This is a genomic window from Faecalibacterium sp. DFI.5.82, assembly GCF_029076575.1.
GTDB lineage: Bacteria > Bacillota > Clostridia > Oscillospirales > Ruminococcaceae > Faecalibacterium > Faecalibacterium duncaniae.
The window spans coordinates 1-300 of sequence record NZ_JARFIS010000759.1 but is presented as its reverse complement, the minus strand read 5'-3'; the positions used below and the strand labels follow the sequence as shown (position 1 = coordinate 300).

Here is a 300-nt window from a genome sequence, read left to right as displayed (position 1 = left end):
CCCGGCGGTAGCGGCCGCTGTCCTCCACAAGGTGCTCCATGTTCTCCCGGGGCATCCGCTGGTCTTCCACGAACAAAACGCTGGTCATATCGTTTCCTCCTTTGGCAGGTTCACACACAGCCGGTAGCGGGGCCGGGCCTGCACCTCCATGGTGCCGCCCGCCTGCATCACCCGGCGCTGGTTGGCGGTAAGCCCCCCGCCCGGCGTAATGGCGGGGTCTGCGGGGGGCGGGCCGTCGTTTTCAAACTGCCAGCGCTGGCCCCCGCCCTGCGGGGTGATGGTGATCTCCAACCGGTTGGG

Annotated in this window: 1 pseudogene; it reads right to left on the bottom strand. The window is 68.3% G+C overall.

Going from position 1 to position 300, the window contains the following annotated elements:
• Positions 1 to 84: 84 nt before the first annotated feature.
• Positions 85 to 300: pseudogene (locus tag P0G09_RS18785) on the bottom strand (hypothetical protein); the annotation flags it as partial.